This is a genomic window from Streptomyces sp. SCA2-17, from assembly GCF_044336695.1.
The window spans coordinates 3,187,938-3,208,484 of the sequence record NZ_CP117521.1 but is presented as its reverse complement, the minus strand read 5'-3'; the positions used below and the strand labels follow the sequence as shown (position 1 = coordinate 3,208,484).

Annotated in this window: 14 protein-coding genes; 4 read left to right on the top strand and 10 right to left on the bottom strand. The window is 71.8% G+C overall.

The window, feature by feature from the left end; genetic code table 11:
- Nucleotides 1-27 precede the first annotated feature (27 nt).
- From pspAB to PS271_RS14340, 3 genes are all read right to left on the bottom strand, one after another.
- Nucleotides 28-612 carry a PspA-associated protein PspAB gene (gene pspAB / locus PS271_RS14350; RefSeq protein WP_398382266.1) on the bottom strand — a complete coding sequence of 195 codons (585 nt, stop codon included), beginning with the start codon at nt 610-612 and terminating at the stop codon, nt 28-30.
- Nucleotides 613-666: 54 nt separating this feature from the next.
- Complete coding sequence (gene htpX / locus PS271_RS14345) at nt 667-1,578, bottom strand: zinc metalloprotease HtpX (protein WP_398382265.1); 912 nt, start codon at nt 1,576-1,578, stop codon at nt 667-669.
- A gap of 146 nt (nt 1,579-1,724) precedes the next feature.
- On the bottom strand, nt 1,725-2,627 hold the full coding sequence (locus tag PS271_RS14340) for an LLM class flavin-dependent oxidoreductase (RefSeq protein ID WP_398382264.1): 903 nt from the start codon (nt 2,625-2,627) through the stop codon (nt 1,725-1,727).
- Between the two features lie 117 nt (nt 2,628-2,744).
- Between PS271_RS14340 and PS271_RS14335 the strand changes: the two genes are divergently transcribed.
- A complete protein-coding gene (locus PS271_RS14335) occupies nt 2,745-3,635 on the top strand; it encodes a Cof-type HAD-IIB family hydrolase (RefSeq protein WP_398382263.1) in 891 nt (296 codons plus the stop codon).
- Between the two features lie 33 nt (nt 3,636-3,668).
- Here the strand turns inward: PS271_RS14335 and PS271_RS14330 are convergent, their stop codons facing one another.
- The 6 genes from PS271_RS14330 to hisC form a co-directional block, all read right to left on the bottom strand.
- Nucleotides 3,669-4,799, bottom strand: a complete 1,131-nt coding sequence (locus PS271_RS14330) for a M23 family metallopeptidase (protein ID WP_398382262.1) — start codon at nt 4,797-4,799, stop codon at nt 3,669-3,671.
- Between the two features lie 124 nt (nt 4,800-4,923).
- Nucleotides 4,924-6,612 (bottom strand): sensor histidine kinase, encoded by a 1,689-nt coding sequence (locus PS271_RS14325; RefSeq protein ID WP_398386847.1) that lies wholly within the window; start codon nt 6,610-6,612, stop codon nt 4,924-4,926.
- Nucleotides 6,613-6,706: 94 nt separating this feature from the next.
- Nucleotides 6,707-10,336 (bottom strand): thiol reductant ABC exporter subunit CydD, encoded by a 3,630-nt coding sequence (cydD, locus tag PS271_RS14320; protein ID WP_398382261.1) that lies wholly within the window; start codon nt 10,334-10,336, stop codon nt 6,707-6,709.
- Nucleotides 10,337-10,379: 43 nt separating this feature from the next.
- Entirely contained in the window at nt 10,380-11,387 is a 1,008-nt protein-coding gene (cydB, locus tag PS271_RS14315) for a cytochrome d ubiquinol oxidase subunit II (protein ID WP_398382260.1), read from the bottom strand.
- Nucleotides 11,388-11,497: 110 nt separating this feature from the next.
- Nucleotides 11,498-13,075, bottom strand: coding sequence for a cytochrome ubiquinol oxidase subunit I (locus PS271_RS14310; protein WP_398382259.1), 1,578 nt, complete (start codon nt 13,073-13,075; stop codon nt 11,498-11,500).
- Between the two features lie 300 nt (nt 13,076-13,375).
- A complete protein-coding gene (hisC, locus tag PS271_RS14305; RefSeq protein ID WP_398382258.1) occupies nt 13,376-14,455 on the bottom strand; it encodes a histidinol-phosphate transaminase in 1,080 nt (359 codons plus the stop codon).
- Nucleotides 14,456-14,812: 357 nt separating this feature from the next.
- Here hisC and PS271_RS14300 point away from each other — a divergent pair, with 357 nt between their 5' ends.
- The 3 genes from PS271_RS14300 to PS271_RS14290 all read left to right on the top strand — a co-directional run bounded on the left by PS271_RS14300 (nt 14,813) and on the right by PS271_RS14290 (nt 18,583).
- Nucleotides 14,813-15,922 carry a LacI family DNA-binding transcriptional regulator gene (locus PS271_RS14300; RefSeq protein ID WP_120755061.1) on the top strand — a complete coding sequence of 370 codons (1,110 nt, stop codon included), beginning with the start codon at nt 14,813-14,815 and terminating at the stop codon, nt 15,920-15,922.
- A gap of 430 nt (nt 15,923-16,352) precedes the next feature.
- Nucleotides 16,353-17,465 carry a metallophosphoesterase gene (locus PS271_RS14295; protein ID WP_398382257.1) on the top strand — a complete coding sequence of 371 codons (1,113 nt, stop codon included), beginning with the start codon at nt 16,353-16,355 and terminating at the stop codon, nt 17,463-17,465.
- 182 nt (nt 17,466-17,647) lie between these two features.
- Complete coding sequence (locus tag PS271_RS14290) at nt 17,648-18,583, top strand: hypothetical protein (RefSeq protein ID WP_398382256.1); 936 nt, start codon at nt 17,648-17,650, stop codon at nt 18,581-18,583.
- 57 nt (nt 18,584-18,640) lie between these two features.
- Here the strand turns inward: PS271_RS14290 and thiC are convergent, their stop codons facing one another.
- Nucleotides 18,641-20,401 (bottom strand): phosphomethylpyrimidine synthase ThiC, encoded by a 1,761-nt coding sequence (thiC, locus tag PS271_RS14285; RefSeq protein WP_120755055.1) that lies wholly within the window; start codon nt 20,399-20,401, stop codon nt 18,641-18,643.
- Between the last annotated feature and the right edge of the window lie 146 nt (nt 20,402-20,547).

The window sequence follows — 20,547 nt, the reverse complement described above, 5'->3', positions numbered from 1 at the left end:
CCGCGGTGCGGGCGTGTCCCGCAGCGTTCACAGGCCGGGCGCGCCCCACACCGGGAACCAGCGGGCCAGGTCCTCCTCGATCCGCAGGTCGTCCGCCAGCAGCGCCCGCACCTGGAGTTCCAGGCCGTTGTCCCGCTTCTCCCCCGCGCCCGCCACGGGCGCGAAGGGGTAGAAGGTGCCGCGCTTGTAGAGGTAGACCAGCGCCAGGGAGCGCCCGTCCGCGCCGCGGAAGCCCATCAGGGAGCAGAGCAGCTGCGGCCCGAAACCGCCGTCCTGGAGCAGGGTGTTGACGGCGTGCAGGTCGTTGACCAGCGCGGCCGTGTCCTCGGACGGCTGCCGTGCGAGCAGCCAGGTGTAGCCGTACGCGTCCTGGCTGAAGGCGACGGGATCCCCGCCGCGCTCCGTGTCCGCGTCCAGCAGGGCCCGTACGTCCTGCTGGAGCTGTGCGAAGGCGCCGCCTTCCACGCTGGCGAAGCAGACCGAGCCCAGCCCGGTCGGGGTGAGGCCGGCACCCGCCTGGAGGGTGATTGCGGCGGACGGCAGGGCGAAGAGCTGGTCGAGGTCCGGGCGGACCGGCTTGCTGCGGCCGAGGATGACGTCCAGGAAGCCCACGGGCACGCGCTCCTTCCGGGCGGTGAGGGCGGTCGGGGTGCCGGCGGAGGGCCGTCAGGGACGGCCGAGCTGGGCCGAGATGCGGCCGAGCTGCTCCAGCCGCTGTTCCAGCGTCGGGTGGGAGGACAGCAGGCGGCCGAAGCTCTCCTTGGAGAACGCGGGTGCGAAGTAGAAGGCGTTGAACGGCTCGGCCTGCCGGAGGTCGCGGGTGGGGATCCGGGCCATCTCCCCGGTGACCTTGGTCAGGGCGGCCGCCAGCGCGGACGGCCGGCCCGTGAGCAGGGCTCCCGCGCGGTCGGCGGACAGCTCCCGGTAGCGCGAGAGCAGGCGGGTGAGCAGGAAGCTGATGGCGTAGACGACGGCGCTGATCAGCGGGATCAGGACGACCAGGACGGCGGTGTTGCTGTCGCGTCCGCCCACGCGACGGAAGCCGCCCCACAGGCCGACGCGCGTGATGATCCCGGCCAGCACGCCCAGGAAGGAGGCGATGGTCATGACGGCGACGTCGCGGTGGGCCACATGCGAGAGCTCGTGGGCGAGCACGCCCTCCAGTTCTTCGGGCTCCAGCCTGCGCAGCAGTCCCGTGGTGGCGCACACGAGGGCGTTCTTCCGGTTGCGGCCGGTGGCGAAGGCGTTCGGCACGTCGCTGTCGGCGATCGCCACGCGCGGCTTGGGCATGTCCGCGAGGGCGCACAAGCGGTCGACGGCGCCGTGCAGCTCGGGCGCCTGCTCGGGGGTGACTTCGCGCGCCCCCATGCTGAAGGCGGCGATCTTGTCGCTGAACCAGAACTGCGCGATGAACATGCCTCCCGCGAAGAGCAGGATGAGGGGCCAGGCGCCGCGCAGCAGCGCCAGGAGCACCCCCACGAAGACCACGTAGAGCAGGCCGATGAAGAACATCGTGCTCACCATGCGGGTCGTCAGCCCGCGGTCCGGGGCGAATCGGGTGCTCTTCGAGGAGTGCATGGGAAACCTCCCGGGCGGCTCTCCTAGGAACGCGCCCTTGGTGGATGCCTATGCCCCGATTCTCCCTCTTCACCGATCGCGCGGGGAATCCTCGGCAGCGAGGAAGTCCCCGTGAGCCGGGGACCCCTGCGTGATCACCGCACCGCTCAGCCGGAGAGCTGGGCGAGCCCGTCCGTGGCGATCTTCTCGAAGACCGAGACGTCCGCGGCGAAGACCGAGTCGGCGATGGGCCAGTGCACCACGATCTCGTCGATGCCGAGCTCCGCGTGCGAACCGGCGAAGTCGACGAAGGCGGCCACGGAGTCCAGCGGGCGGTCCGGGCTGAAGCCCGTCAGCATCGTCTTCCCCAGCTCCGAGACGTCCCTGCCCAGTGCTTCGCAGGCGGCGCCCAGCCGCTCGATCTGGCCCGCCACGGCCGCCCGGGACTGCTCCGGGGTGCCGGTCTCGAACAGCTTCGGGTCACCCGTGGTCACCCACGCCTGCCCGTACCGGGCGGCGATCTTCATGCCGCGCGGTCCCGTGGCCGCCACGGCGAAGGGCAGCCGGGGGCGCTGCACGCAGCCGGGGATGTTGCGCACCTCGAAGGCGGAGTAGTGCTCGCCCTCCTGCGTGACGACGTCCTCGGTGAGCAGGCGGTCCAGCAGCGGCACGAACTCGCCGAACCGGTCGGCACGCTCCCGAGGCGTCCACGGCTCCTGGCCGTCCTTCAGCAGCGCGGTGGCGTCGAAACCCGAGCCGCCGGCCCCTATGCCGAGCGTGACGCGGCCGCCCGAGATGTCGTCCAGGGAGATGAGCTCCTTGGCCAGAGTGACGGGATGCCGGAAGTTGGGCGAGGTGACCAGCGTGCCCAGGCGCATCCGGGAGGTGGCCGCCGCGGCCGCCGTCAGCGTGGGGATCGCGCCGAACCACGGCCCGTCCCGGAAGGTCCGCCAGGACAGGTGGTCGTAGGTGTAGGCGGTGTGGAAGCCCAGCTCCTCCGCTCGCTGCCAGGCGGCCCGGCCGCCCTCGGACCAGCGGCGGTCGGGAAGGATCACGGTGCTCAGTCGCATGACACCGAGCCTAGGCCGTGGGACCTGCGGGCCCCCCGTGACAACGGACACACCCCCGGCTTGAACGCATGTGTGGCCTCGTGCACACCTGTGCACCGCATATGCCGGTGGCCCACAATGGAATCCGTGACTTCAGCTATCGAGCAGCCCGAGACCTCCGCCGCGCGGCGGCCCGCCGCCGTGCCCCGCCTGATCGCCACCGACCTGGACGGCACCCTGCTGCGGGACGACAAGACGGTCTCCGAGCGCACGGTGGCGGCCCTCGCCGCCGCCGAGGCGGCCGGCATAGAGGTCTTCTTCGTCACCGGCCGCCCGGCGCGCTGGATGGACGTGGTCAGCGACCACGTCCACGGTCACGGTCTGGCGATATGCGCCAACGGCGCCGCGGTCGTCGACCTGCGCGACGGTGCCCGCTTCGTCGACGTCCGCCCTCTGGAGCGCACCGACGCCCTCGCCGTGGTGCACGCCGTACGGGCCGCCGCCCCGGGCTCCTCGTTCGCGGTGGAGCGCACCGCGGGCTTCCACTACGAGCCCGCGTACCCGCCGTTCTTCCTCGACCCGGACGCCGTCATCGCGCCCGCGGAGAAGCTCCTGGCCGAGGACAGCGGCTACACCGAGCCGATCCTCAAGCTGCTGGCCCACCACCCCGACCTCGCCCCGGACGAGTTCCTCAAGATCGCCCGCACCGCGGCGGGGGACCACGGCTCGTTCACCCGGTCCAGCCCGACCGCCCTGCTGGAGATCAGCGGGCCGGGCGTCAGCAAGGCCAGCACCCTGGCGCGGTGCTGCGCGGAGCGCGGCATCTCCCCGGAGGAGGTCGTGGCGTTCGGGGACATGCCCAACGACCTGGAGATGCTCGACTGGGCCGGCACCGCGTACGCCATGGCGAACGCACACCCCGACGTGCTGGCGCTCACCGCGCACCACACCGCGGCCAACACCGAGGACGGCGTCGCCGCCGTCATCGAGCAGATCCTGGAGGCCTGCTCCGCGGGACAGCTCCCCTAGCGCGGGCGCTCCGGGCCGGTATCCGGCGACGGCCTACAACCGCACCCCGCGCGCGTTCAGCCACGGCACCGGATCGACCGCCGAGCCGAACTCGGGCGAGGTGCGGATCTCGAAGTGCAGGTGCGGCCCAGTGGAGTTGCCGGTCGTCCCCGACAGCCCGATCCACTGACCGGCACGCACCTGCTGCCCGGGAGTCACGAACATCGCCGCCAGGTGCGCGTACTGCGAGTACCAGCCGTCGTCGTGCTGCACGACCAGGCTGATGCCGAACGCCCCTCCGCAGCCGGTCGCGACCACCGTCCCCGCGCCGATCGCCCGGACAGGGGTGCCGGACGGCACGGCGAAGTCCTGACCGCTGTGCGTGCTCGCCCAGTTGGCGCCCACGCCGCCGAAGCCCGCGGTCAGCTGGTACGAGGTCACCGGGCGGGTCCAGCGCCCGTTCGCCTGCGCCACGGCCTGGTCCTTGGCCGTCCCTCCGCCGGCAGCCGCACGGTCGAGCCGGAGCGGAGTGCAGCGGCCGCTTTCGAGCGCCCCCTGCGCCATGGCGTCGAGGTCCTCCCGGGCCGCCGTGAGACGGGCCTCGGAGACCCGTACGCGCGCCTGCAGCTCCTCCCTGTCCCTGTCGGCACCGGCCTGTTCGGCGGCCAGCTCCTGCTCCTCCGCGACCAGGCTGCGGCTCTTGCGGTCGTCCTCGTCGAGCATCCGCGCCAGCCGGGCGCGGCGGCGCGCGTCGGGAAGTTGCAGAGCCATGAGATCGAAGGGGTCGTCGGCCTCCGACTCGTCGGCAGGGACGGTGGTGAAGCCTCCCGTGCGGTACTGCGCCCGGGCTGCCGACCCGAGGTCCTCGCGCAGCGTGTCCGAGACGGCCCTCCGGCCCTGCAGCCGGCGCCCTATCTCCTGAGCCCGTGCCTTGTGCGCCTTGGCCGCGTGCTGCGCCTGCTCGTACTGGTGGCGCGCCTCCTCGACCTCGTCGGTCAGCCGGAGCACCTCGGAGGTGATCCGGCTCGCGCGGTCCGGCGTGCGCACGACTTCCGGCGGTCCGGAGCGGAGTGACGGAAATCCGAGCGCGCACACGCTGCACAGCACGCACAGCACGCAGAAGACCACGGCGCCGGCCTTCGGCAGCAGGCGCGGCCCGCGTATCGGTAGGCGCAGACGTCGCATGGACGCGATCTTGTCGTGTGTCCCGGGCGGGCGCGCCCGCTGAGGTCCGTTCGGTGGACCCGCTGCGGCCGGACGGGCGACCAGGGCGCCCCCGCAGAGCCACTACAAGGGCGCTACAAAGGCTCTACAGGGGTGCTTCCCACACCACCCGGGTGCCGCCCCCGTCCTCCCCGAGCCCCGGTCCGTACGAGCTGGAGCCGCCCAGCGATTCGGCGCGCTTGGCGAGGTTCCTCAGCCCGCTGCGCCGCCCGCCCTCGGGGATGCCGACCCCGTCGTCCGCAACGGTCAGCCGTACCGCAGGCCTGCCGTCCGGAAGGGAGACCGTGGCGTCGACGACCACCTCCATCCGGGACGCGCGGGCGTGCCGAAACGCGTTGGAGAGGGCCTCGCGCAGCGCCGCGATGAGGTTCTTGCCGGTGAGCTCCCCGACCTTCGCGTCGACAGGGCCGACGAAGCTCGCGGAGGGCTGGAAGCCCAGCGGCACCGCTGCCGTCCCCAGCTCGCGCAGGACGCGCGTACGGAGCCCCGCGGGCGCCTCGGCGGGCCCTTGCTGGAGGGCGAAGATGGCCGTACGGATCTCCTGGATGGTCACGTCCAGCTCGTCGACGGCCTGTCCGACCTTCACCTTCACGTCGGGCACGACGGCGTTGCGCTGGGCGCTCTCCAGCATCAGCCCGGTGGCGAACAGCCGCTGGATGACCAGGTCGTGCAAGTCGCGGGCGATCCGGTCGCGGTCCTCGTAGACGGCCAGCCGCTCGCGGTCGCGCTGCGCCTCGGCCATGACGAGCGCGAGGGCGGCCTGGGCGGCGAACTGGGCGGCGAGCCTGCGCTCGGCGGGCGTGAACCTGCGGGCGCCGCGCGCCCGCGGCGTCGCGAGTGTCCCCAGCACCCGGTCACCGCTCTTGAGCGGCAGCAGCATGCTCGGGCCGAAGCGGGGCGCCACCTCCGTGATCATGCGGGGGTCGGTGGCGGAGTCGTCGATGAAGACCGGTTCGCCGGCGAGCAGGTGCGAGACGACCGGGCTGTGGGGCGGTATCACCGTTCCCAGCAGGCCGGACGAGTCGTCGGCGGAGACGGCCACCATCTCCAGGCCGCCGTCGCCGTCCGGCAGCAGCACGATGCCCGCGGCCGAATCCGCGAGGCGGCGCGCCTGCTCGGCGACGACCGACAGGGCGTCCTCGGCGTCACCGCGCGACAGCAGGGCGGTCGTGACGGCCACCGAACCGTCGATCCAGCGCCTGTGCTGGCGCTCCTCGTCGTGCACGCGCGCGTTGCCGATCGCGATGCCGGCTTCCGTCGCCAGGATCTTCACCATGTTCAGGTCGGCGAGGCTGAACTCGCGTCCGTCCCGCTTCTCGGTGAGGTAGAGGTTGCCGAAGATCTCGGCCCCGACGCGGATGGGCACGCCCAGGAAGGTGCGCATCGGCGGGTGACCCGGCGGGAAGCCGGCCGAGCGCGGGTCCGAGGAGAGGTCGGTGAGCATCACGGGCGCGGGCTGGTGGATGAGCGCCCCGAGCAGCCCGTGGTGGCCGTCGGGGAGGGCGCCGATGCGCTCGTGCTGCTCCTTGGTCACGCCGTACGTGATGAAGTCGGCCAGACCCTCGCCGGTGGAGTCGATGACGCCGATGGCGGCGTAGCGGGCGTCGGCGAGCTCGGCTGCGGTCCGCGCGATGCGGTCGAGGGTGGTGTGCAGCCCCAGACCCGTGCCGACCGAGCGCATGGCCTCCAGCAGCTGCGGGATGCGCGCGGTGAGCTCCGTGGACATGCCCTGGAGGCTGCGGGTGGCCTCCGTAGCGATGGCCAGGGGGTCCATCGGGCCCGGCCCGCCCCGGGGAGCGCCGGCCCGTCCGGGGCCGGCGGCGTCCCGCGGGCGGGGGTCGTCTGCCGTGGCTGCCATACCCAAGAGCCTAGTAAGCCCCATTTGTCAGGGAAAGCGATTCCGGGCGGGTGTCTGTCCCCGCGCCCACCCCGGCGTCCGCGGCGGCCTCGCGCTCCAGCATCCGGCGGAACGGCCCGTCCACGTCCGCCAGCGCCTCGTACGGGCCCCGCTGGACCGTCCGTCCCCGGTCCAGCACGATCACCTCGTCGACCGCCTCCAGGCCCGTCAGCCGGTGCGTGATGAGCACGGTCGTGCGGCCCTCGGTGGCCGCCAGCAGATCGGTGGTCAGCGCGTCCGCGGTCGGCAGGTCGAGGTGCTCCGCCGGCTCGTCGAGCACCAGCACGGGGAAGTCCGCGAGCAGCGCGCGGGCGAGCGCGAGCCGCTGCCGCTGCCCGCCGGACAGGCGGGCCCCGTGCTCCCCGACCAGCGTGTCCAGCCCCTGCGGAAGGCCGTCGACCCAGTCCAGGAGACGCGCCGACCGCAGGGCTTCGCGCAGATCTGCCTCACTCGCGTCCGGCCGGGCAAGGCGCAGGTTCTCGCGCAGGGAGCTGTCGAAGAGGTGCGCGTCCTGCGCGCACAGCCCCACCAGCCGGCGCACCGCGTCGCCCGCCATGGGCGCCGTGTCGCCGCCCGCCAGGGTGTACGCACCGGATTCCGCGTCCAGGAAGCGCAGCAGCACCTGCGCGAGCGTCGTCTTGCCGGCTCCGGACCGGCCCACCACGGCCACCCTGCGGCCCGCTCCGAGCTCCAGGGAGAAGTCCGCCAGGGCGGGGGCGGGCTGCCCCGGGTAGCGCACCGTCAGGCCGGTCAGCCGCAGCGGGAAGGGCGTTCCGGGCGCGTCGGCCGTCCCTTCCCGTACGGGAGCAGGCGCGTCCAGCACCTCGTACACGCGCTCCGCGGAGCGCCGTACGCGCTGCCGGTACTGCACGGCGAGCGGCAGGCCGGCCACCGCCTCGAACGCGGCCAGCGGGGTCAGCACCACCACGGCCAGCCACAGGCCGTCCAGGCGGCCTGTGTGTACGGCCGTCACTCCTGTCCAGGCGGCAGCAGCCACGGTCAGGCCGCACGCAAGGGCGGAGAGGCCCGAACCGAGCGCCGTGGCCGCCGCAGCGCGCCGGGCGATACGGGTGAGCCGGCCGTCGGCCGCACGCAGTCCGGCGAGCCGCTCCGGCAGGGCACCGGCGACGGTCAACTCGTCCGTACCGGCGAGGACATCGACCACCTGGACGGACAGCTCACCCCGTGCGGGCGCCGACTGCCGCTCCGCGCGCCGGGCGACCGCCCCGGACAGCATCGGCACGGCCACGCCCGCGACCAGCAGCCCGAGGGCGAGCACGAGACCGGCTTCCGGGAGCAGCCAAGCGGTGAAGCCGACGGTCGCGCCGCCCACGAGGAGGGCCGAGCCGAGCGGCAGCAGCCAGCGCAGGAAGTAGTCCTGGAGGGCGTCCACGTCCGCCACGAGGCGGGACAGCAGGTCGCCGCGGTGGGTGTCGCGCAGCCCTGCGGGCGCCAGGCGCTCCAGCCGCCGGTACACCTCGACGCGCAGACCGGCCAGGGCCCGCAGGACGGCGTCGTGGGAGACCAGGCGCTCGGCGTAGCGGAAGACGGCGCGCCCGATGCCGAACGCGCGTGTCGCGGTGACGGCGACCATCAGGTAGAGCACGGGCGGCTGCTGCGAGGCGCGCGAGATGAGCCAGCCGGAGACGGCCATCAGCCCCACGGCGCTGCCGAGGGCGAGGGCGCCCAGCAGCAGTGCGAGGGCGAACCGCGCCCGCAGGGGGCGCCCGGCGGCGCGCACGCGCCTGAGGACGCGGGGAGTGCGCGGGGCAGGCGGGGCATCGGCCGACTCGCCGGCCGCCCCGGCCGGTGCGGAGCTCCCGGCCCCCGAGCCCAGCGTTTCCAGGCCCAGCGCCTCCGAGCCCAGCGTTTCCGGACACGGCGCCTCGGTGCCTCGCGGCTCCGAGCCGTACCGTTCCTGCACAGCCGCGCGCTGCGCCGGCACCGCGTCCGGCCCGGCGGCCGGGCCGCCCAGCCGTACCGTCCGGTCCGCCACGGCGAGCAGCGCCGGCCGGTGCACGACCATGATCACGGTGCGTCCGGCGGCCAGCCGCCCGATCGCCTCGACGACCGAGGCCTCGGTCTCCCCGTCGAGGTTCGCCGTCGGCTCGTCCAGCAGCAGGACCGGCCGGTCGGCGAGGAACGCCCGGGCCAGCGCGAGGCGTTGGCGCTGTCCGGCGGAGAGCCCGGCTCCGTTCTCGCCGAGGCGAGTGTCAGTGCCGTGGTGCAGCATGGAGACGAAGTCGAGCGCACCGGCCGCACGCAGTGCTTCCCGCACCTGTGCGTCCGTGGCGCCGGGCCGTGCCAGCCGTACGTTCTCGGCGACCGTCCCGGCGAAGAGACGGGGTCGTTGCGGGACCCAGGCCACCTGGCCCCGCCAGCTTTCGGGGGAGAGCGATGCCAGATCCGTACCGCCCACGAGCATCCGTCCGGCATCCGGCCGGGCGAAGCCGAGCAGCACGTTCAGCAGGGTGGTCTTCCCGGAGCCGCTGGGGCCGACGAGCGCGACCGTCTCCCCGGCCCGGACCTCGAACGACGTCTCGGGCAGGGAGGGTTCGGCCCGCCCCGCGTGGCGCACCACCAGCCGGTCGACGGTCAGGTCCGCCCGCCGGGCGTCGGGGGCCGGGGCCGTGCCCGCCTCGGCCGGCTCGGTCTCCAGGACGGCGAAGACCTCGTCGGCGGCCGCCAGTCCCTCGGCCGCCGCGTGGTACTGCGCGCCTACCTGCCGCAGCGGCAGGTAGGCCTCGGGCGCGAGCACCAGCACCATCAGCCCGGTGTACAGGTCGAGTTCACCGTGCACCAGCCGCATGCCGATGCCGACGGCGACGAGCGCCACCGACACCGTCGCGAGGAGTTCGAGGGCGAAGGAGGAGAGGAAGGCGATGCGCAGGGTCCGCAGGGTGGCCCGCCGGTAGTCGGCGGTGATCGCGCGGATCGACTCGGCCTGCGCCTTGGCCCGGCCGAAGACCTTGAGGGTGGGCAGTCCGGAGACGACGTCGAGGAAGTGCCCGGACAGCCGTGACAGCAGCCGCCATTGGCGGTCCATCCGCGACTGGGTGGCCCAGCCGATGAGGGCCATGAAGAGGGGGATGAGCGGCAGCGTGAGGACGATGATCAGCGCGGAGACCCAGTCCGCGGAGACGATACGGGCGAGGACGGCGACGGGGACGACGACCGCGAGGCCCAGCTGGGGCAGGTAGCGGGCGAAGTAGTCGTCGAGCGCGTCGACGCCGCGGGTGGCGAGCGTGGTGAGCTCTCCGGTCCGGCGCGCGTCCAGCCAGCCGGGGCCGAGCCGGGTCGCGCGGGTCAGCAGACGGTCGCGCAGCTCGGACTTGACCGTCGCGCTCGCGCGGTGCGCGGCGAGTTCGGTGAGCCAGGACACGGCGGCACGGCCGGCGGCCACGGCGGCCAGCAGCGCCAGCGCGGTACCGAGGTCGCCCGCGCTCCGTCCGTGCTGGAAGGCGCCGGTGACGATCTCTGCGACGAGCATCGCCTGGGCGATGACGAGGCCGGCGCCCGCCAGCCCCAGCGCGACGGAGGCGGCCAGGAAGAAGCGCGTCGCGGTGGCGTACCTGAGCAGTCGGGGGTCGACGGGCTTCATGGCGACCTGTCCTCCGTCCGTCGTCGCTGGTGGTCCGTGCGCCCTAGTGGGCGGCGGGTGCCGGGATGTGCTGCGTGCCGATCCGCTTGCGGAAGACCCAGTACGTCCACGCCTGGTAGCCGATGATCAGGGGCGTCATGGGCACCGCCACCCAGGTCATGATCTTCAGCGTGTACGGGCTGGAGGCGGCGCCGGCGGCGGTCAGGTTCCAGGCCGGGTTCGCCGAGGAGGGCATGACGTCCGGGAAGAGCGCGAGGAAGACCAGCGCGAAGGCCGCGGCGACCGCCACGCCGGAGCACGCGAAGGCCCAGCCCTCGCGCCCGTAGTGGTTCATGACCAGCGCGGCGGCCAGCGCCGCCACGGAGACGATCAGGGCGGGCAGGCTGCGTCCGTTGCCGGACACGACCTGCGTCCAGCCGAGGAAGGCCACGGCGAGCACGCCCGAGGTCATCCCCAGCACGGTGGCCCGGGAGCGCGCCCGGTCGCGGATGTCGCCCACCGTCTTCAGCGCCGCGAAGACCGCGCCGTGGAAGGTGAACAGCACGAGCGTCAGGAGGCCGCCCAGGAGCGCGTACGGGCCGAAGAGGTCGGCGAGGGTGCCGGTGAAGTTCTTGTCCGGACCGATCGGCACCCCGCGCACGATGTCCGCGAAGACGACGCCCCAGAGGAAGGCGGGCACCAGCGAGCACCAGAAGATCGCGTGTTCCCAGTTGCGCTGCCAGCGCTCGCCGCTGCGCTTGTGGCGGTACTCGAAGGCGACGCCACGGACGATCAGGCAGACCAGGATGGCCAGGAAGGGCAGGTAGAAGCCGCTGAACAGGGTGGCGTACCAGTCGGGGAACGCCGCGAAGGTCGCGCCGGCCGCCGTGATCAACCAGACCTCGTTGCCGTCCCAGACGGGGCCGATCGTGTTGATCAGCACCCGGCGCTCGGTGCGGTCCCGGGCCAGCAGCTTGGTCAGGACGCCTATGCCGAAGTCGAACCCTTCGAGGAAGAAGTAGCCGGTCCACAGGACGGCGATCAGCAGGAACCAGAAGTCGTGGAGGTGCATGGTCGGTTCTCCGTTCCGTTCCGCCGCGTCGTCCGACGAGGGCGTCGGACGAAATCGTCGGTCGGCGCGTCAGTAATCCGGGGCGGCGCGTCAGTAGGCCGGTCGGCGCGTCAGTAGGCGAAGGTCATCGGCTTGTCGGCGTCCTCGGGGTGCTCGGCCGCGCCGCCGGAGGGCAGCCGCAGCCGGGGGTCCTTCGCGGGCGGCTTCTCGTCGGTGTCCGGTCCGGCCTTGCCGTACTTCACGAGCAGCTTGACCTCGACCACGGCCAGCACCCCGTACAGCAGGGTGAAGACGCCCATGGAGGTGAGCACCTCGCCCTGGCTGACGCCGGGCGACACCGCGTCGGCGGTCTTCATCAGGCCGTAGACGCCCCAGGGCTGGCGGCCCATCTCGGTGAAGATCCAGCCGAAGGAGTTGGCGATCAGCGGGAAACCCATGGTCAGGATGCCGATCCGCCACGACCAGGTGGTGAAGAACGGGCTCATCTCGCGGGTCTTCGTCAGCATCAGCCGCGGGACCTCGTTCTCGCCCGTGCGGTACTCGGGAGCGAGCCAGAACTTCTTGCGGGTCGTCCACAGGCCGATCAGCGCGGCGACGAAGGAGGTCATCCCGAAGCCGATCATGAGCCGGAAGCCCCAGAAGGTCATGAAGATGCTGGGGATGTAGTCCTCCGGCTTGCCGCCGAACTGGGCGGCCTCGCGGGCGGCGATGTCGTTGATGCCGGGGACGGCCTCGGTGAAGTTGTTGTGGGCGAGGAAGGAGAGCAGGCCCGGGATCTCTATCTCGACGCTGTTGTGGCCCTTGGAGACGTCGCCCACCGCGAAGACCGAGAACGGCGCCGGCGCCTTGGTCTCCCACAGCGCCTCGGCCGCGGCCATCTTCATCGGCTGCTGCTCGAACATCACCTTGCCGAGCTCGTCGCCGCTGACCGCGGTGCCCAGACCGGCGATCACCGCGACGACGAGGCCGGTGCGCAGCGAGGCCCGCATCGCGCCGACCTGGTTGCGCTGCTTCTCGCCGAGCTCTTCGCCGCGCAGTTGCTTGCGCTTGGCGCGCCACAGGTGGAAGGAGGCGATGCCGACGATGAAGGCGCCGCCGGTGAGGAAGGCGGCGGTCAGGGTGTGGAAGACGACGACGAGCGTGGTGTTCTGGGTGAGCACGGCCCAGATGTCGGTCAGCTGCGCCTTGCCGGTCACCTTGTCGACGGCGTAGCCGATGGGGTGCTGCATCCAGGAGTTCGCGGCCAGGATGAAGTACGAGGACAGCAGCGTGCCGACGGCGACGATCCAGATGCACGCACAGTGGATCTTCTTCGGCAGCTTGTCCCAGCCGAAGATCCATAGGCCGATGAAGGTCGACTCGAAGAAGAAGGCGAGCAGGGCCTCCATCGCGAGCGGGGCTCCGAAGACGTCACCGACGAAGCGTGAGTAGTCCGACCAGTTCATACCGAACTGGAACTCCTGCACGATGCCGGTGACCACGCCCATCGCGATGTTGATCAGGAAGAGCTTTCCCCAGAACTTCGTCGCATGGAAGTACTTGTCCTTGCCTGTGCGGACCCAGGCGGTCTCCAGCCCGGCAGTGATCGCGGCAAGGCTGATCGTGAGCGGGACGAAGAGGAAGTGGTAGACGGTCGTGATGCCGAACTGCCAGCGGGCCAGCGTCTCAGGAGCCAAAGCCAGATTCACTCGGTCTCTCCTTGCCTGTCGCATCGCCGGCAACACGGGTCCCCGGCGTTATGCACCTGTATGCCCCAGGTGAAGCAGGACAATAGGGCGCGCTTGTGAACGCGTTCACATTCACAAGCATTATGGCGCACCAGCTTTTCGGACAACTCAGGGGGGTACCCCCTTCGGCCCTAGTGCGGCCCTGGCCCCTCGACCCCGGTTCCTCGGCCCCGAGCCCACACCCCCGACGCCCGCCTGACGCACGAACGCCGCGCACCCCTGGCCGGGTGCGCGGCGTTCGTCGCCGGTACGGGCGGAAGGTCAGAGCTCCTTGCGGAACTCCTCCGCCACGCGCAGGAAGATGTCGTTCGCCTCGGTCTCGCCGATCGTCACCCGCACACCCTCGCCCGGGAACGGCCGCACGATCACCCCGGCCCGCTCGCACGCCCCCGCGAAGTCGAGCGTCCGGTCGCCCAGCCGCAGCCACACGAAGTTCGCCTGGGTCACCGCCGGCGTCCAGCCCTGGCCCGTCAGCTCCGCCACGACCCGCGCCCGCTCCACCACCAGCGCGTCGACCCGCTCGCGCAGGGCGTCCTCGCTGCGCAGCGACGCGATCGCCGCCTCCTGCGCGATGTGGCTCACACCGAACGGCACGGCCGTCTTGCGCAGCGCAGCGGCCACCGGCTCGTGCGCCACGGCGAAGCCCACCCGGAGCCCCGCCAGGCCGTACGCCTTGGAGAACGTCCGCAGCACGCAGACGTTGGGCCGGTCGCGGTAGAGCTCGAGCCCGTTGGGGAACTCGGGGTCGCGGACGAACTCGATGTACGCCTCGTCGAGCACCACCAGGATGTCGGAGGGCACCCGGTCCAGGAAGGACTCCAGCTCCGCCCGGTGCACCACGGTGCCCGTGGGGTTGTTGGGGTTGCAGACGAAGATCAGCCGGGTCCGGTCGGTGATCGCCGCCAGCATCGCCTCCAGGTCGTGGACCTCGTCACCGGTCAGCGGGATCTGCACCGGGGTGGCGCCGGAGACCTGGGTGATGATCGGGTAGGCCTCGAAGGACCGCCAGGCGTAGATCACCTCGTCGCCGGGGCCGGCCGTGGCCTGCACCAGCTGCTGGGCCACGCCCACCGAGCCGGTGCCGGTGGCCAGGTGCGTCAGGGGCACGGAGAAGCGCTCGGCCAGCTCGGCCATCAGTCCGGCGCACGCCATGTCGGGGTAGCGGTTGAGCACGCCCGCCGCGGTGACGGCCCGCTCCAGCACGCCCGGCAGCGGCGGATACGGGTTCTCGTTGGAGGACAGCTTGTACGCGACCGGGCCGTCGGCGGCGGCGGGCTTGCCCGGCTTGTAGGTGGGCACGTCGTCCAGCGCGGCGCGCAGCTTCGGGGTGTTCTCGGTCACCGCAGGTCCTCCACGAATAGCGGACATGAATACTGCACACCTTAAGAGGATTAACCCGGGCCGCGTCCAGAGCCGAGAGTGAGCCCGCCCACCCGGCGGGGGCGCTTGCATAAATGCTGCGCGCCGGTGGCGGGCGCCGTGGCGCGCATCCCTCGTGAAGGTGAGTTGAGACCTCTTCGAGACCTGGACCATTCACCAGGTGGGGATATGCCACAGGCCAACGGCCTACCGTCAGCACCCACAACTGGCTGCGTTTCCATGGTCATTGAAGGAAATTCCACTTGCAGAAACGTCTCTGTCAACAGTCAAATGTGCCGCCCTGCCAACGGACCACCCGAGCCCTACTATCGGCTCGCCATGACAGCAGCAGGGAAGCATCAGGTGAGCCGGGCGGAACCATCCCGCAGGGGCAGCCGGCATGGACGCGCGGGCATCCGCGACGTGGCCGCCGCCGCCGGGGTTTCGATCACGACCGTCTCCGACGCGCTCAACGGCAAGGGCCGGCTACCGGACGCGACCCGCCGCCATGTCCGCGAGGTCGCCGACCGGCTGGGCTATCGCCCGTCCGCCGCGGCCCGCACCCTCCGTACGGGCAAGTCAGGGCTCATCGGCCTGACCGTGACCACGTACGGGGATGAACCTTTCACCTTCACCGAGTTCGCCTACTTCGCCGAAATGGCGCGGGCCGCCACCTCCGCCGCACTGGCCCGCGGCTACGCCCTGGTCATCCTCCCCGCCACCTCCCGCCACGACGTGTGGTCCAACGTGGCGCTCGACGGCACCGTCGTCATCGACCCCTCCGACCACGACCCCGTGGTCTCCGACCTCGTCCGCCAGGGCATCCCCGTGGTCTCCGACGGGCGCCCCGCCGGCACGCTGCCCGTCACCGCCTGGGTGGACAACGACCACGAGGCCGCCGTCCTCGGCATCCTCGACCACCTGGCCGCCGCCGGCGCCCGCCGGATCGGCCTGCTGACCGGGACCAGCACCGACACGTACACCCGCCTGTCCACCCACGCCTACCTGCACTGGTGCGAGCGGGTCGGCCAGGACCCGGTCTACGAGAAGTACCCCGCCCACGACCCCTGCGCCGGCGCCGTGGCGGCCGACCGGCTGCTCGCCCGCCCCGACCGCCCCGACGCCGTCTACGGCCTCTTCGACCCCAACGGCACCGACCTGCTGGCCGCCGCCCGGCGCTACGGGCTGCGCGTCCCGGACGACCTGCTGCTCGTGTGCTGCAGCGAGTCCACGGTCTACGCCACGACCGAGCCGCCCATCACCACGCTCTCCCTCAAGCCGCGGCGCATCGGCACCGCGGTCGTCCAGCTGCTCATCGACGCCATCGAGGGGCTGGACAGCGGCCGGCCGGTCGAGCAGGTGATACCGACCGAGCTGATCGTCCGGACCTCCTCGCAGCGCCGACCGCCGCGCACCACGGTCAGCCCGCCGCGCGGCCCGGCCGTCTGAGCCCCATCCGTCTGAGCCTTATCCGTCCGAACCCCGCCCTCCGAACCCCGTCGTCCGATCCCGTCGGCGGCCCGCCGTCCGAACCCCGGCACGCCCGGGACCGGAGATCCCGGTGCCGCGGCGGCGGGGCACGACACGGCGGTGCCGCCGGCGGGCGGGCGTGCCCGCTCCCGGGCGGTCAACGCGCCGTTCGCCGCCTCCACCGCCTTCACCCGGCCTCCAGGAGGGCGCTCGGGGGGCGCACAGCCCCCGGGCGAATAGCTCAATTGGGGAGAAAAACCTGCCGTGCGCACTCTCCTGCCCCGATTCGCGGCCCCTGGTGCGTCACAAGCCGCGACGGTCATTCCTATGATGGGCGCACGACACCACGGACCGCCGTCGACCAGGCAAGGTCCACAAGGTGCACGGCGGCGCGATGGTGGAGGGGTCGATGACTCAGGGGGCCGGTCAAGGACCCGCGGCACGGCACACGGCGGGCATCCCGCCCTTCCCCGGCTACGCCGCGCCTCCCGCGGCCCCTGGCCCCGCGGCGCCGTACGCCCAGTCCGCGCCCCCCGTGCAGCCGCCTATGGACGCTCCCGACGGCTACACCCCGACCGCGCGCGACCTGCCGGTGATCGGCCGTGACACCCGCCAGGCGGTCCCCCACGACGTCCCGACGGTCGAGCTGACCCCGCTCACCGAGCCGCACCCGCCGGCCCCGCAGCAGCCCGCCCTGGGCCCGCTCTACGTCGTGGGCGACGTCCACGGCTATCTGGACGAGCTCTACGAGGCCCTCCAGGCCGAGGGGCTGATCGACGAGACGGGCCACTGGGCGGCCGGCAACGCCCGCCTGTGGTTCCTCGGCGACTTCACCGACCGCGGCCCGGACGGCGTCGGCGTGATCGACCTCGTCATGCGGCTGTCGGCCGAGGCCGCGGCCGCCGGCGGCTACTGCAAGGCCCTCATGGGCAATCACGAGCTGCTGATCATCGGCGCGAAGCGGTTCGCCGACACGCCGGTCAACTCCGGCGCCGGCACGGCCTCCTTCCAGGCGGCCTGGCTGCTCAACGGCGGCCAGCGCTCCGACATGGAGCGCCTGGAGGACCACCACCTGCAGTGGATGTCCCGGCTCGACGCCATGGCGAAGGAGGACGGACACCTGCTGGTGCACTCCGACACCACCGCCTACCTGGACTTCGGCGACTCCATCGAGGACGTCAACGACGCGATCACCGAGGCCCTGCAGCGCAACGACCCGGACGAGGTCTGGGACCTCTTCCGGAAGTTCACCAAGCGCTTCGCCTTCCGCGACGAGGACGCCGGCCCCCTGGCCGTACGGGAGCTGCTGGGCACCTACGGCGGTGGCCGGATCGTGCACGGTCACAGCCCCATCCCGTACCTCCTGGGTGAGGTCGGCACGGAGGAAGCGGACGCCGAGGACGACGGAGCGCCGCTGGTGGACGGCCCGCACCTGTACGCGGACGGGCTCGCGCTCGCCATGGACGGCGGCGTCACGATGGCCGGAAAACTGCTGGTCGTGCAACTTCCGCTGGCTGACTGAGGGTTCAGCGGGCAGGCGGACGGGCAGGTAGGGAGTTCCACCGCAGCGGGGGTAATTCGCGAAACACGCTGTCACCCCGCGCCGGTACGGCTCTACCATCGGCTTATCCGTAGCAGGCTCTCCTCCGTTTCCGCCCACTGCCCGGTGTAAGCCGGCTACACGGCCCTACGGAGCATCGGGGGATGCACATGAACAGCGCTCCGCATCTGCTGGCCGAGGACCACCCGGAATTCGAGCGGGTTCTCGACCAGGCGCTGCGTACCGCGAACCATGACCCGGAACTTGCCGCAGCGATAGGACAGCGGCTCAATACAGAACAGCTGCGCGAGATGGCACTCGGCTCCATGTCCGCCATCACGGCTTGCGCGGCGGTCGAATACCAGAACTACGTAAGGGCGCGCGATGAACTGCGCGCGCTCTCTGCCACGGCACACCCCCAAACCGTAGGCGCCGGGGGCGCGCCGGATGAGGAAAGCGCTCCCTCCGGTGCGGCCGCCCCCGCCGCACCGGACGACGAGCCGGAGGAATCCTCGGGCGCGGGTGCCGGAGCGGTGCTCGCCGTGCTGGCGCCGGTCCTCGCCGGGATCGCCGCACTGATCTTCCTGGCCATCGGCTACGTCCTGCGGTCCGTCGGGTCGGAGACCACCATCGCGGATCCGATGATCAGCGTGGGCTGGTGGTTCGCCGGGCTCACGGCCGCCGGAGTGTTCATCGCCATGGTCGGCATCGTCCTCACGGCGGTGCGCAACGGCTCCTCCGAGGGGAGTGATGCGCGAGGGGTGCACGTCCAGGAGGACGCCGATCGCGCCAGAGAGGCATGGCGGCAGGCTCTGATCCACCGCGGCCTGCTGCCTTTTATGCGCGATGCCCTGGCCAATGCTCCCGTGATCCCGGGCCCGCGCCCGGGGTCGGGGCCAGGGCCGGGCGGCGGCCCGGATCCGTCCGCCTCCTACGTCCCCAGGCGCCGGGAGGGCAAGGGCCGTACGCCGCAGCTGGGGTACTCCCGGCCCGGCTTCACCAGCCCCGACGGTGAATCGTCCCCGGGCAGCCGAGCCGGCTTCACGAGCCCTGATTTCACCGGCCCCGACTACGGCGGCCCGGACCACCACCCGGAGTGAGGGTCCGGGCGGTGGTCCGGGGGCTTCGGGGATCCCGCGGTCAGTCGGCGACCGCGGTCAGTCGGCGATCGGCAGATAAACGCGGTTGCCCGCTGCCGCGAACTCCTTCGACTTCTCCGCCATGCCCGCCTCGGGGTCGAGGGCCAGGTCTCCGCCGTGCTCGCGCCGGATGTCCTGCGAGATCTTCATCGAGCAGAACTTCGGCCCGCACATCGAACAGAAATGCGCGGTCTTCGCCGGCTCGGCGGGCAGCGTCTCGTCGTGGAAGGCCCGCGCCGTCTCCGGGTCGAGGGCCAGGTTGAACTGGTCCTCCCAGCGGAATTCGAAGCGGGCGTCCGACAGCGCGTCGTCCCACTCCTGCGCGCCCGGGTGCCCCTTGGCGAGGTCCGCGGCGTGCGCGGCGATCTTGTAGGTGATCACACCGGTCTTGACGTCGTCCCGGTCCGGCAGGCCCAGGTGTTCCTTGGGCGTGACGTAGCAGAGCATCGCCGTGCCCCACCAGGCGATCATCGCGGCGCCGATGCCCGAGGTGATGTGGTCGTACGCGGGTGCGACGTCCGTCGTCAGCGGGCCGAGCGTGTAGAACGGCGCCTCCTCGCAGATCTCCTGCTGGAGGTCGATGTTCTCCTTGATCTTGTGCATCGGGACGTGGCCCGGGCCCTCGATCATCGTCTGGACGTTGTGCCGCTTGGCGATGGTGTTGAGCTCGCCGAGCGTCTTCAGCTCGGCGAACTGCGCCTCGTCGTTGGCGTCCGCGATGGAGCCGGGGCGCAGGCCGTCGCCGAGCGAGTACGTGACGTCGTAGGCCGCGAGGATCTCGCAGAGCTCCTCGAAGTTCTCGTAGAGGAACGATTCCTTGTGGTGGGCCAGGCACCACGCGGCCATGATCGAGCCGCCGCGCGAGACGATGCCGGTCTTGCGGCGGGCGGTCAGCGGCACGTACCGCAGCAGCACGCCGGCGTGCACGGTCATGTAGTCGACGCCCTGTTCGGCCTGCTCGATGACCGTGTCCTTGTAGATCTCCCAGGTGAGCTCCTCGGCCTTGCCGTCGACCTTCTCCAGGGCCTGGTAGAGCGGCACGGTGCCGATCGGCACGGGGGAGTTGCGCAGCACCCACTCGCGCGTGGTGTGGATGTTGCGGCCGGTGGAGAGGTCCATGACAGTGTCGGCGCCCCAGCGGGTGGCCCACGTCATCTTCTCCACCTCCTCCTCGATGGAGGAGGTGACCGCGGAGTTGCCGATGTTGGCGTTGACCTTCACCAGGAACTTCTTGCCGATGATCATCGGCTCGATCTCCGGGTGGTTCACATTGGCCGGGAGGACCGCCCGGCCGGCCGCGATCTCCTCGCGGACGGTCTCGGGAGAAACGTTCTCCCGGAGGGCCACGTACTCCATCTCCTCGGTGATCTCACCGCGGCGGGCGTACGCGAGCTGGGTGACGGCCTGTCCGCCGCGGCCCCGGCGGGGCTGGCGCGGGCGGCCCGGGAAGACCGCGTCGAGGTTCTTCAGGCCCCCGCGCGGCGACGTGTGCTTGATGCCGTCGTCCTCCGGGCGCATCGGGCGCCCGGCGTACTCCTCGGTGTCACCACGGCCGATGATCCAGTTCTCCCGGAGCGGCTGGAGGCCGCGCCGGACGTCCGTCTCGATCGCCGGGTCGGTGTACGGGCCGGAGGTGTCGTACAGCTGCACGTCCTGCCCATTGGTGAGGTGGACCCGCCGAACCGGAACCCGAAGGTCCGGACGCGAGCCGGTCACGTAGTCCTTGTGCCAGCCGATCTCCCGGCCGGATTCGGACGTGCGTGCATCCTGCGAGGTCATGAGACCAGAACTCCCTACGCCGGCATTACCCGGTAACAGGTTCGGCGGTCGACGCAGCGGTCTTCCGTACGGCTCTCCGTACGAAGGTCAGCGCCCTCTCAGCCCGGTGCTCCGAGCTCCCGCGATTGCAAAGGTGCCACCACGCT